Annotated in this window: 5 protein-coding genes; all 5 read right to left on the bottom strand. The window is 52.8% G+C overall.

The annotated features are described in order from the left end of the window. Positions 1-16: 16 nt before the first annotated feature. The 5 genes from P9H32_RS14680 to P9H32_RS14660 all read right to left on the bottom strand — a co-directional run bounded on the left by P9H32_RS14680 (position 17) and on the right by P9H32_RS14660 (position 13,760). A complete protein-coding gene (locus P9H32_RS14680) occupies positions 17-847 on the bottom strand; it encodes a hypothetical protein (RefSeq protein ID WP_322609664.1) in 831 nt (276 codons plus the stop codon). Between the two features lie 26 nt (positions 848-873). Beyond that, positions 874-9,393, bottom strand: coding sequence for a hypothetical protein (locus P9H32_RS14675; protein ID WP_322609663.1), 8,520 nt, complete (start codon positions 9,391-9,393; stop codon positions 874-876). Between the two features lie 34 nt (positions 9,394-9,427). Continuing rightward, complete coding sequence (locus P9H32_RS14670; RefSeq protein ID WP_322609662.1) at positions 9,428-10,858, bottom strand: DUF8740 domain-containing protein; 1,431 nt, start codon at positions 10,856-10,858, stop codon at positions 9,428-9,430. 58 nt (positions 10,859-10,916) lie between these two features. After that, positions 10,917-12,719: a hypothetical protein gene (locus tag P9H32_RS14665; RefSeq protein ID WP_322609661.1), complete on the bottom strand. Its 1,803-nt coding sequence runs from the start codon at positions 12,717-12,719 to the stop codon at positions 10,917-10,919. A gap of 477 nt (positions 12,720-13,196) precedes the next feature. Then, positions 13,197-13,760 carry a peroxiredoxin gene (locus P9H32_RS14660; RefSeq protein ID WP_322609660.1) on the bottom strand — a complete coding sequence of 188 codons (564 nt, stop codon included), beginning with the start codon at positions 13,758-13,760 and terminating at the stop codon, positions 13,197-13,199. Between the last annotated feature and the right edge of the window lie 226 nt (positions 13,761-13,986).

Raw genomic sequence — 13,986 nt, 5'->3', positions numbered from 1 at the left:
TTTTCGCAGGCCGGCACTATTGTACGACACCCCGGTAAAAGACTGCAGGATTGGTTGAGTTCACCTCGATCTCAACAGTCCCCACACGGGATGCCGGATAGGCAATCACCTGATTCGTACGGATCGACGGCACAGAAAATTCCGCGATGTTCCATTCCTGAAGATCGTCAGTTTCCTCGATGGTATAGGTTCTCCCTCCAATAGCCAGGAACTGAAAAACGGTCGCATTCGTCGTGCGTTCCTTCAGATGGAGTTCAAACAGATCGGAATGATCAAAGGCATACGTTCCGGCAATATACTCTTCAAAGTTAGTCATTCCGTCTCCGTCATCATCTCCATCCGGTTCAATATCGCTCAGCGTTAAACCGCCGCCTAAAATATCGATCAGGAACTGCTCCCACGCATCCGGCAGACCGTCTCCGTCCGAGTCCACTCCGAGCGTGAGGTCCAGACGCGTTTTCCGCCCCTCATCTCCCAGCAGCAGATAGTCGCCCTGCATTTGAAGCGGGACATGGGTGGAAGCACCGATCACCACATAAATCCGGAACGGCACCTCGGGAGCTAGAGCATTTTCGTGGTAGGGATTCGACGGATCCACATCCATGGGCACAATCATTTCATAGTTGATCCCCGGTTCAAGATTCTCCGATACCGCCCCACTGAAAGTCTGCCCTTCCGACGTTTCAAAGACGATATACGAAGAATCATTCACCGGCTCACCGTCTTCGCCCCGGATCATGCCATAGAGGGTATGCGGCGGGGCCGGAGGATATGCCATGGCCGCCCCGGCACTGAGCAGCAGACCAACCCATGCCGTTCGCAGGATATTTTTTTTTGCAGTTTTCATAATTACCAACCTCAGGGCACGTACGCTTAGTTTCCGGAATACGAATACGTTACGAAGTGAATCTTAATATCTTCAAGCGCCCGGATTAAGCGACTCAAGCCCTCTTCCTCATCATTGAGCAGGGTTTTTCCAGGAATCACAATTTTCCAGCGGGTATTCCAGACTGAACGGGCAATCAGACGGTTGCTGGTATACTGCGACCGGGCCAGCCCTCCGCTACCGACATAAATATCCGGACTGAACAGCGACGCATCAGATACGGGCCGGAAGGCCGGGTGTTTGCGCACCGAAAACATGGTTTCAGAAAGCGTATCTCCAGACTGGTACATCGGCGTAACCGAAAAGTCGGAGCTTCCGATATTAAACGGCATAGGAAGCGCCACATCATTGACGATCCACGAGCGGATTTCATCCGCATCACCCAACGGCGGACTTCGCATGCTGTCAGCCCCCACGGGAATCAGATAAACATAGGGCGTGGCCGACAATCCATCCGGATTCAGGTACGAGGTGTCCGGATCATCCGGCGATTCCCCCGATCCCTCATTCGCAGCAGGATCATCCATGCCCACATAGCCCTCCAGGGCGAGACCGGCAGCATGGATCTTAGTGGCAAAGGAGCTGCTGCTGAAGGCATGGTCGCCGGCAGCCAGCGGTTTTCCGAACAGGTTGTATCCATCCTGTATCGTTGTACTGAACTCCAGAACAATACCCGGAACCGGCAAACCGTCATCATTGGCAATTTGCATGCAGTGTCGCCGGATATCCCCGTCCTCCATCAGATCGCGTTTTCGGGCCAGATGCAGGATTTCTTTCCAGCGCGCATCACCTTCATCGTCCTTTTTAAGACGGAACAGCTCCTGCCGTAATGAAACCGTCGTGCCGTAGCTGTCCGGATTATTGAAGCCCAGCCGCGTTTTCACAACATCCCAGTCGGCCTTCATTTCGGCCAATGCACTGGAGAGCCCCGGATCCCCGGTGTTACTTCCGGCAAACTGAGGGGTTCCGTCTGAGCTCACCACACCAAGCGCCCGCGACTGAATGATCCGCGCAGCAAAATCGCGTCCTTCATCACTGCCCAGCAGACCGGTTTCGTAGTCATAGGCATTGGCAGCGAGCAAACTGTAACGCGCTGCGAGATCGAACAATGTTTTATAGCGCTCAAGCTTTTCGTTGCGGAAGATCCGGAACGCAGCATCCCGTGTCCGATACCCCTGCACCAGGGCAGCCGAACGTTTGCGGAAAATTTCACGCTCTTCCAGAAGCCGGTCCCCCGATGCAATCACCGCTCGGGTGACCTGTTGCGCATCCTCATATTCACGTGCGGACTTGTTGATACCCCATAGCTGGTCCTGCATATCGATCAGGATGTCCGTGATACTTGCCACAGCATCGCGCATCGCGATATCCCGCTCCAGCGGCTGAATCGAATTAAACTCTGTCCAGCGGCGCGCCGACGACGTTGCCCCTTCCAGAGATTGGATCACCGATTCACGAATGACCGCCGCCACCCGGAATCCGATTTTAATCGAAGCACTGATCGTTTTAATTGCTCCCGAAGCCGCAAACCCGACATCACCGCCCGCCGCAAGCCCGGCGATGAAGCTGTCCGGAACCAGTTCGAGCGATGTCTCTTCGGCTTCCTCGGTCGCAAATTCAAGATTATCCTGCAGCGACTGGAAGATGGCATTGGCGATTTGAGCTTTTTCCAGCACCTCATCCGCAATCAGGAGGGACTCGTTATATTCCCGAATCTCCTTCTGCTTGCTTATTTCACCTTCCAATACGGTGAGCTGGCGCTTCAGGACCGCCTTCGTGCCATCCTGGCCGTAAAGCGCTTCATAGAGCTGGTTCCGCGCAGCGATCTCTTTCGAAATTACCTGCTGGACCTGACCCGGCGACGCCCGCTGCCCGGTCCATCCGGACGGTTTTTCCAGATAGCCGTTCGAACCGATGTGATACGCGATGACCTCTGTAGTGGGATCTTCACCGTCAAAAATGTTCAACGCGTCGTATCCGTAATTGTCCTGGAAATCTGCCGGAAGATCCTGCACGCCCAGACTGAAGGTATAGGCTTCAGCAATGTTGCCGGGATAATTCCAGAGGCTTTCAAAATCCTGCTCCGGATTTTCCACATACATATAGTGCACCAGGTCAGGCCCGTCATATTCCTGATTCCAGGTTTTTCCCGGGCCCATATCGTCGGTATACGGCGTGCCGTAGAGCTCAATCAGGGCATTGCGATATGCCAGCTCCTGCTCTGCAATACGGTTCTGCAGGTTTACCAGCGAATCCTGCTCAGAACGCATCAGACGGGTTACATCCTTGGCATCATCAAAGGCCACCAAAGCATTTTTCAGCGCAACCGTCGCCCGGGAATAGACCTGTTCAAAATGAGTTTCCCCGGAAGCACCGACCACATTCGGGTCAATATCGAAGACGACGGAATCCTCCGGAACACCGAGCGGTGAAACACCGGATTCCGCATTATCCATGGAAATTTGAAGATCATCAGCAAGTACCGGAAGCTCACTCAGTTCCGCCACCGTCGTACGATCGACCTTCTGAATCCCCTCGTGAGACGGATCCGGATCTTCATAGGGCACAATCGCATTACCCACCACCCAGTTCAGGTAACTGCCCTGCCCAACCCGGCTGGCCCATTGATCCATCCCCCAATGACGCGTCACGGCATTCGTCTCCGCCCCGGGGGCCGTATAGGTCCGTTGCTCATTTTCCCGAGTGTCGGAGAACTGCGACCAGCCGACCTTATCCACCGGTGCATAATCCTGACGCCACGTCAGATCAAACACCTGCTGACCGGAACGGGACACCGCGGCCGCGGCCGCAGCAAATTTGCGTTCATCCTGATAATCGACCGAAACCGGCTTCCCGAGAATGTTGACCGCCTCGATTCGCGGCACCCAGTCAAACTTCGAATTCATCAGTAGCGAATAATAGCCCTTCAACGCCGTCAAATAATGGCCATAAGCATCGCCGTGGCCCTGCGGGTACATATACGCCGCATCCTCGGCATCAATCACTCCGTCCGGATCATCATTCGGATTTTCCTGAATATTATAATTCAGGGCATAGATAGACTCACCGGCATCAATTCCCCGGGTGTAGTTCCAAATCAACCGGTTATACACAGGCGTCACCTCAACCCCCGGCTGGAAAACATCATCCCGCCCGCGCAACAGCGCAAGTTCTTCATCAAGCAGCGAAGCCTGCTGCCCCTTGAAAGAGAACAGCGCCGTGGCGATATCCCCGTAGGTGTTATCCGCAGTTCCGATTCCGATCGTCGGATTGGCGGCATCCGCCCAGGCCTCGTTGCCCAGCATCATATACAGATCGCTCAGATACCCCGCAGCCAGCAGCAGCGCATCATTGGCCGGACCGTAATTATAACCCGATTCAATACTCAGTGAACGGCCGCGACGCAGCACCGTTTCGTAGATTTCAATCAAGCCGTAATCGTTGATCGTTTCAAGGTTGAGGGCAATATCCCCTTCCCAGCGCGGGCCGGCCTGCGTGAGGATACTGACATCCGTATTCACCCGATTGTTAAAAAGATCCGTCACACGCTGATTAAAGGGATTGATTCCCGCCAAAACGCGTTTGATCCAACCTTCAGCCAGTGCCGGATCCGTCCACTCCGACCATTGATTATAAAGTGGATGACCGGGTTTCCTGGCTCGATAACGCATAATGACATAGTTATCGCCCAGCGCCTGAATCCCGGCTCCGCCCAACGTGTAGCGGGTAATATCATCGCCGCTCACGAGATCAAGATAACCTGAAGGATCCGCAGGCGGGAAGCCGTCAACCGGCGCTCCGATTTTCCATTCATATTCAAATTCGTCGGAATGCCCGCCCAGATCAGCCGTGTGCTGGAAGGTCAGCAGTTCACTGAGCGGATTCTCAGCCGCAATCACTTTCAGTTCTCCGGGATCCAGTTCATCACCCCCCACTTTGAATACGTGCAGGGCGACCGGATCGCCCGGCTCAGTAAAGGCATCCCCTCCGGATTCTACCATCGTCACATAACCGCTCCCCGGACCAATGGCACTGACCGCATAGGAATCGCGCGGAATATTGTCATCCACAATTTCAACAATATCACGGTACCCCGCGGAGTAGGTCAGCAACTCGTCCGGAATATAGGAACCGGGCTGAAGCGGGTCCTCATGGAAGGTTTCCACAACGGTACTGAGCGCCATAACAACAGCATCCCACGCAACCTTATCCGGATCAGCATCCGGACAAAGTGCCAGCACGGCGTCAAGATCGCCGCCTCGCAGCAGGTTCAGTTGCAGATAATCCCGTCCAAGTGTTTCCTCCTTGTATTCGCCTTTCAGCACAAGGCTTCCGTTCGCGCCCCGGTCAGGATCGAAGAACAGCCGCTGTCCGAGATGAGGCGGCAGATTCGGGAAGTAGATTTTGCCCAGATAGTATTCCGTTTTCACTCCGCCCGGAAGACTATCCAGCCCCTGCCCGGAAATATCAGAGAGTTTGAATACGGTCGGATCGTGCAGAATGGCGCTGTACTGCTCGGACACCAGATCAGAGGCAATCGACTGCTGATACAGCATTTTCGCGGTTCTCCAATCCCTGACGCCGGGGAGGTTATACGCCGGCTTAGCCAGCGTTGCCCCGTACGGAAGCAACGGCAGCGGCTTGGCACTGTCTTTCGGATCCGTCACCGGCCAGACCGGACGATAGACGATTTCCAGCGCGGCAGTGTCCGCAGAAGCACCGTCACCGACATATTGCCCCGTTCCTTCATTGTAGGGGCGCAGATAAGGCACAATGCTGCCGGTTTCCGGCGGATGCTCCACGCCCGGCCAGGCAAAGCCCTCCATGGTTTTATAATAGTAACGCATGGTAAAACTATTGGTCGGCGAGGGAGAAGCCGCCAGGAACGGAGGCCGATTGGAGAAGGTCGTGACCGAACCCGTATATCCGTTTGTACTGTTGAGTACCAGCGCGCCTTGAGCCATCGTGCTCAGATTGGATGAAACAGAAAGCGAAAGCTGATTCGTCACCATGTCGCCTTCATATCGATCTTCGATCAGCAGCGAGAGTGTATCGCTGTATCCCGCCTCATTGGTTGAAGGTGTACCCACCAAAGCCAGCCCTTCGATGCTCATCCAGCCTGGAAGATTCTCCACCGACAGGTCCAGGTACTGATCCTGCCTTGAAGCGTGAACAACATACCGGAACGGTTCATTCATCACAGCCACGGCATCCGGCAGCGGATCAAATGTGCCGCCTGCTTCATTGAAAGACCCCGCCGCTAATTCAGGCCGTCCGGCATGCGGTCCGCGGTAAACCCAGAAATCATCTTTGCGATCCCTGTAGGTAAACCCAATGTAATGCGCATAGGTATTCGTGTTGTCCGCCGTCGCCCAGTTTCCGGGGAGGTCGCCGACCGAGGCCGGCTCCGTGTTGTAGTTGACGGCCGTTTCACCTGTTCCTTCCACCGGTTTAGGCAGCAGCGGCAACGGCATCGGGGCCTGCAGCAGCTGACCGGCCGGAACAATGTAGTCAAAGACAAACCCTTCGGCGGGTTTTTCACGGAGCACTTTGAAGACCAGCATCGCCGGTCTTAAATCACCCTCCACATAATCGAGCAGCACATACGGTTTCGAGGAATAGTCCGGGCCGGTTGTAATATTCAGATCATCACGGGTCGCAAACGGCGTCCCGCCGGACATGATGGCATGCTCTTCGTTCGGATTATAACCATGCAGTTCCGGATCATTCTGGGTATAAATGCTGCCTTTTGCCTGAAGCGAAGACAGCGCCCCGCCGCCTTCATTACTCGCGAGAATAATTTCAGGGGCTTGATCCGGCCACTCAATCGTGTAGCGCCCGATGGCTGACGGCCAGTAAATCGGAGAAAAGCCTTTCGCCCCGTCACCGGCATTGTAACCGGCATTCCCGGTATTCTTCCGGAACCACCAGGCTTCCAGCTTATTTGCTCCCGGTATCGCATTCACCGGAATAATCGCACCCAACGCGGCGGCCTCAAAACCGGCACTGAACGGATCAATATAGGCCTCCGGATGATAAGATGTGCCGATCTCCGGATTCAGGTATCCTGCCTGATCGTCTTCTCCTACTGGGGCCTCGATCCGCTGCCCGACATATACTGTTTCAAACAGAATTCTAGGTGATCCCGGGGTATTTACCCATGGGCTCGATGCATTCGCCGGGGCTTCCGGTACAGCCGGCATTTCATATACCGGATCAAGCAGTTCATCCAGACGGCTGACTGTCGGTCCGGGCACCCCGGGCGGAAGGCTTTCGCCGGCCTGATAATCCGTGGGACGATAAGTCCCGCTGGCAGGAGTCGATACGGGCACGGATATGGCCTGGTCTTCAAAGGACAAATTCAACCCGCTTATTATCGCTCCGCCGCCACCGGCATCGGACAGCAGCGCACACCCCCGTCCCGATGGAGATGCCAGAAAGATATCCCAATCATTCAACCATGCATGACTGATGTCCTGAAGGTGAACCTTAATCTGCACAACAGCACCGGTCAGTCCGGATACCGCTACCACTGAAGGATATGGCGATGCCGTTGCTTCCGGCGCCGGTATCAGGATCGGGGTGGCCTGACTGAAAGTGTTCGTTAAATACACATCCTCATTTTCAAGATAGGATATAACCTCAAGACTCCAGTTTGAAATAGACCCGCCTTCGCTACCGGAAACATCATCACTGACAAACAGGCTCCAATCTCCGTTAACCCCTCGGGTTACATCACTGATATAATTGGTATAGTTCCCGAAATTTACGAGGTATTCGGCATACTCTTCCAGATACTCCGCATAGACTGCCGGATAATTCGTATAATCCTGCCAGGCCTGCAGATCTTCCACAATGGTATCCGCAAAGTTGGTGCCTTTGAGATTATCGTCGAGCCAGGAATACACGCGTTGAAACGCAATGTTGTCTCCAGATGAAAAACGCAGCAGGGTACGGTGTGCCGGAACCGTTGAATCCAACATGGTATAGAAGGCCGATGTCGGCGAAATTTTGGCCCGCGGGCGATCAAACGGATCCTGATACTGAATGAACGGAACATTATCCGGATTCAACTGAACGGCCGTTGCCAGAGCTTCTTCATCCGTCGGCGCATCCGGACGGACATAATGACTGTAGCTGCCGATATCCGTCGGCCAGTCCAGTTCATACCGGGCAAGCCGTTTGGGCCAGCGGATCGATGCCACCCCTTCCTCCATCCAGAAGATCTGAAGGTCAGACTGGTTCAAGGTTTTCCGGGCGGCATAGTATTCAACCTGTGCACTGCCTTCTATGACATGACGATAAGCAAAATTTAATGCATTCAGCTGATTCAGCGGTTCCGGCGTCACCTCATCGACGGTATCCGGAAACGGCGGATGAATGCGCTCACCGAGCTCAGTCCATTCATCCACCGGCTGGGCCTGCCGATAGACATCCACAATTTCAAACCCGAGCTGTTCCCGGGTCACATTGTCATCACGCAGATCCCCGAGAAGCTCAACAAAGACGCGGCCTTCCACGTTATAGGCATACAGGTAACCCTGTTGCTGGTTATACCAGAGCGTGCGCAGTTCCGGCAGCGCATTGGTGGCCGGTGAAGTATCTCCGATAGCCTTATATTCCTCCGCCACGCTTTGAGGGAATGTCACCTCATTGTAAACAATATTCACTGCTCCTACGGAGCCCCCCGGTATCTGGACCGGCTTGCCCCTGGACAAAAATGATTTCTCGGTCCAGTACATATTTTTCGGCTTTTTTACCGGGCTTCCGGATACCAGATATTGCTGCGTATAGAGCAGGTATACATTAGCCCCGTTCGTCACAAAACTTTTGCTGCCCAGTTCATTCACATAGGCCGGTTCGGCCCCCTGAGCAAAAGGAACCCGTTTTCTCCATGTAATGTTCATCGGTCCCGGCTGCACCGTATAAACTTCGCCGGAGTGAGGGCTCCAGTAATAGCCCTCATTTTCATGACTGTTTTCGGTATAAGGTTCCGCATCCCAATAGAGCAACCCTTCGGCGGTATCGGACAGCAGCACACCGGTTTGATCGGTTTCAGGTACCGCGACCACCGAACCGAAAAGATAGGTGATCGGCCGATTCAGAAACGGTGCGCCGATCTGGACCCGTTTAAGAACAAATGTCGCGCTTTCCGTTGAATCTGCCGGTGCCGTGTCATTGACCGCGCCGCCCAGACTGAGCAAAGAGCTGTATTGTTTTCCCGTAGCCGGAGGAACCTCAGGGGCCCGGCCATCGGACCCCGGCGGTGACCCCACAACATGAGAAAGCGGAACTCCATTCGTCGACTGCAGATTATACGTCGTTGAATCCTGAACAATTTGCAACGGAAGCACCTGAGCCCCCGCAGGGGAGGATGTCATAAAACAACCGGTTAAAAGTACAACCTGAAAAAGTTTGCAGATGCCCTCGCTCAAAACCGTTTCGGCCGGAGTATTTTTGGGCACACCCATCTTTTCCTCAGTGTATTGATGATGTCGTTTTTTCATGAGCACCCTCGGGAGGCTAAGTCAAAGAAATGGATTATTGTTCCAGAGAAAGAATGCGGGACTCCAATACATCCAGCCGATCTTTGAGGGCCCTGTTTTCCGCCTTCAGCATTTCCACCTTTGTATTGAGTTCTTTAATGGCGCCGATCGCAATCACTCCGACACGGCCGTATGAAAGACCCAGATATTCTTCCCCATCGTCCACAATTTCAGGAAAATAGGGTTGCACCTCCTGAGCAATAAAACCGAGCTGGAGTTCTCCATTCGGATTATCTTTAAAACGATACAGACGGGGCTGAAGCTGTACCGCCCGATTCAGAACCGAATCCATATCCGTGATATCCTGTTTCAACCGGGCATCACTGTTCCCTTTGAACCCGGACCCATCAGCATCAACCCAACCCTTTAAAGAGCCATTCAAATAAAAGAACAGATCCTCGTCCAGACCGCCGGAATCGTCGGTATCAATTCGCAATGACCAGTCATCCGTGCCGGAATTCGGTGTCGTACAAGACAAACGCAACACCTCAAGACCGCTGGAATTATAATCCACACGACGGCAAATACCCATTAAGCCATCTGCATTTTGAAATAAGGTATAAGTCCCATCCTCATAAGCAACCCAACGCGAATAGTTATCACCGACCCCCGGCTTGATCGTCAGGGCAGTATTAAAGTAACGCTGGTTTATCCCGATACTCCCATTCAGCGTTAAATCACTTTGCAGCTCGGAGTTACCCACCGCATTCGCTGCAATTTCGGAAGCGCCCACCGCATTCGCCGCGAGATCAGTGGCCGTCAGCGAATTATCCTGCACTTCTGAAGTGCCAACGGCTCCGGTCGCGATTTCAGACGCATAAACGGAGTTGGGAGCAAGGTCCTGATACGTAATGGATTCATTCTGAATATCAGAACTGTTGATGGTATTACTCAGAATATCGGCGGAAGAAACCGTGTTATCGGCAATATTTGCACCGCTGATGGAATCCGGGGCAACGTGATGCGCCATAAAAGCGTAAGGAGCCGTGACCAGTTGGAGCCGCGGCAGAATATCCGCATCCGACCCGCCGGACCCGATTCCTTTAACACTGATGCCCATAAAACGCTCTGAAGCATCGCTTCCCGAAAATACTGAAGAAAGAGCCGGCCGAAGCTCCCCGTTCACCTCAGTACCTTCTCCTAGCAGCACACTGAAGTAGCCCTTATCCACCGTCACGGTCTGCTGTTCCGACCATTTCAGGGTCCCGCCGGACTGCGCCGTCCAGATCCTGAAAATAATTTCGAAATTTTCCGGAGCACTGTTGCCGAGTGCGGATCCGTTACCATCTACCACAAAACCCTGATAGGTCATGCGCTCCGGCGGCTCCTCTGCAGCGGAAACCCGGGCAGGCAGGCCAAGCAGCACACTGGCGGTCAGCATTGAAAACAGGATGTTCGGCAGTTTCATGTTGATCTGAGTTTTCATTGTTTTCTCCGTTTCAATAGTCATTTCAAAATTCTGCAGGTTAACATTTCGGCGGGAATCAAAGCGGATCAGTAATTTCTGAAATCTCAGAAACACGACCCATACTGAACAAACCGTGCACTTCAAAAATCTGGGTATCATTTGTTCCGCCGGCACGCGGAAGACCCATGACCCGGATGACTTCCTGATACGATCCGGTCAGCTGCTGATGGGCCTGTACCCGATCCGAAAAGTTGGTACCCGGCGGGGCCACATTCAGCATAATTTCACGTTCAATCGTGTAGGACTCTGCCCCTTGCCCCAGTTCCTGTTTAAAGCGGCTATCCAGATTGTCATGATCCGGATGATAGGTATGCAGAAAAGGATTCGAACGCTGATCATTGAACGCGGTGATTATCCGGGCGCTGATGGCACCGCCCCGCTCCAGCGTTCCATCAAACAGCCAGCCCGGATTTTCCTCGCTCCAGGGCAGATGAATAGCCGTGACACGGCGGGCCTGATCATACTTTTCCGGATCCAGCACCGACTCCTCGCGGGTAATCACCGGCCGGGAAAAAGCATCCACTCCGAAATAGACCTGCTGCATCAGCAGCGCATTTCCCGATTCCGGGCTGTGCACAATCAAACGCAGAGGATAGGGCCGCGCGACCGACTCGATATTGCGGTTAACGGAATCGACAATATAACTGCCCTCTTCCGAGATCTGGAGGTCGTTGGTTACCACCAGATCCGCATTGGTTACAATTAAAGGATCCGTCGATCCGGCCGCATAGGTTTTCAGGTATTGTCCCACTTCGGTAACCAACGCCTGTCCGACCCATAGACCGGCATCCGAAGAAACGTCGGCCTGAATCGGAACATGGATGTCCAGCATCCCGCCCGAATCGGAGAAATTCAGAATACCCGCGAGCAAACTTCCCGGCGGATCTGTAATCGCCGCCCGATCAAGCCCCAGCACCACTTCAATTTCCGAACCCTCTTCATCCTTTTCCGCAAGTGTCCATTGCGAGCCGTTTCCAGCACCCGGAATCAGGATCTCAAACCCGGCCGTCAGTGTTTCCGGATCCGTCGGACCGCGGACCAGCAGTTGAGGCAAACCGTCAATCATCGGTTCCCCGGCGGGCGGATTCTCCGATGGAAGCAAATCCATCTGTACTGTAACCGGTTGTCCGCTCATATTCCGTATGCGTAAACTGAGTGCACTACCGGAATCGCGGTAATTCAGCCCCTCCCTTCCCGATAAATCGACTTCAAAGGGCCCGAAATAGCGATTGAACGTCTCCCCGCCAGACATCCAGTAAGCCTGCCCCCGGTTGAGCGCTTCATTGCGGTAAAGAAAAGGGTGGATCTTTTTCGGATTGGTCGAATCCAGTTGAATTCCGTTGTAGCTGTAAAATGTATAATCCGTCGCCTGAAGTTCCGCCGAAGCATTGAAATAATCTTCAAAAGTCGCCGGGCTCGTTTTGTCGGTCGGAAATCCGAAAAGGTTCAGGCCGTCCACATTCCAGTCATAGGCCGGAACGACCGGACGTCCCTTGATTGCCCAGGAATAATCGCTTCCCGTTTCCACCAGATAAGCCATACCACCGACCATCGTCTGCAGGCCCTTGAAAGGATCGCTGACAATCCACTGCTTCCACCCCGTTGCAACCTGCGTATATTCAAACGGATCCTCATAGAAATTTCCCGTCGACGGGGCATTCCAGCGCCAAATCTGTGTGATCGGACTGTTAATATCCCGGTCCAGCAATTCCGGAATGGATACATGGGAGGGATCAATATGTAAAAAAACCGCATTCCAGCCCTGCTTCAGCTCATAGGTTTCCGTAACCCACTGTGCCTGCACATTGAACAGAGCCAATGCAAAGAAACCGATCAGCGCTCCTGGCCGAAATATTGACTGTTCATAAAAAGATCGGCTACGGGCAGTTGCGAATGCAGTAAAGATACTAGTTTTATAAAAATTCATCGCTGCCATCCTTTGAATTGGAATGGCGACTTTAGGTCTCTTTTTTTGCAATGCAATTTATAATAGTTTAAAATATGATCAGGATTTACTAGTTATTAATAAGCCTATAATTACTAATTATTTAGAAAATCATTACCCGTCCCCTTTACTGAAGAACAGTACAATTCAGCCCACCCTCACCGCCGACTGCGACGAAGCAGCCTGCTGCCAATCCTAGGAAACAAAAAAAATCGGCCGCACCATACCAGAAACAGGACCGATAACGGACATTTCCTGAGGCTGTAAGATTTACCATCCTCAAAAAAATTGGCCCCGCCAGCGGGGGTGCTGACGGGGCCAGGGGGTGGGGTGTTAACTAACCAGGGGAAGTTAGATTTTTCCTACGAGGTCGAGACCCGGAGTGAGGGTATCGCTACCCGGCTGCCAGTTTGCAGGACAAACCTGATCGCCGTGCTCGTGTACAAATTTTGCGGCTTCCAGCTTGCGCAGTGCTTCTACAGCACTGCGGCCGATACCGAGATCATGAATTTCTGCTGTTTTGAGGTTTCCGTCGGGGTCGATGATAAAGGTGCCACGAAGCGCCAGACCTTCTTCTTCAATATAAACACCGAACAGTTTGGAAACCTCTCCAGTCGGGTCAGCACCCATGAGATAGTTCACTTTGCCGATGGCATCAGATTCGTCATGCCATGCCTTGTGAACAAAAGCGGTGTCGGTGGAAACAGAGATAACTTCAGCACCGGCTTCCTGGAATTTAGGATAAAGCGCAGCAACGTCTTCCAGTTCGGTCGGACAAACAAACGTGAAGTCTGCCGGATAGAATACAACCACTACCCATTTACCTTTAAAGTCTGACAGCTTGATATCTTTAATTTCATCATTCTGAAACGCCGCCATTGCAAATTCAGGTACTTCCTGACCGATCTTGACCATTTTTACTCTCCTTGGTTAATCCATTGTTTCCCAAACAACGGATCAAACAGTACCATTTGCGTTCGGTTTGTAAATAGGAATATGGATACTTTTTTAACGTTTTAACAAAACCCCTGTTTTTATTACCTAAAACGGCGAAAATAATTTCTGCGGCATTGATAAAACAGACAAAAACAGGTGCTTCCCACAAATCATATGCAAAAAAACACTCCATTAGCCTAATGAG

The sequence above is a fragment of the Pontiella agarivorans genome (assembly GCF_034531395.1).
Lineage (GTDB): Bacteria > Verrucomicrobiota > Kiritimatiellia > Kiritimatiellales > Pontiellaceae > Pontiella > Pontiella agarivorans.
Note: the sequence above shows the minus strand (reverse complement) of the source record. Positions and strands in the feature narration are given on the sequence as shown.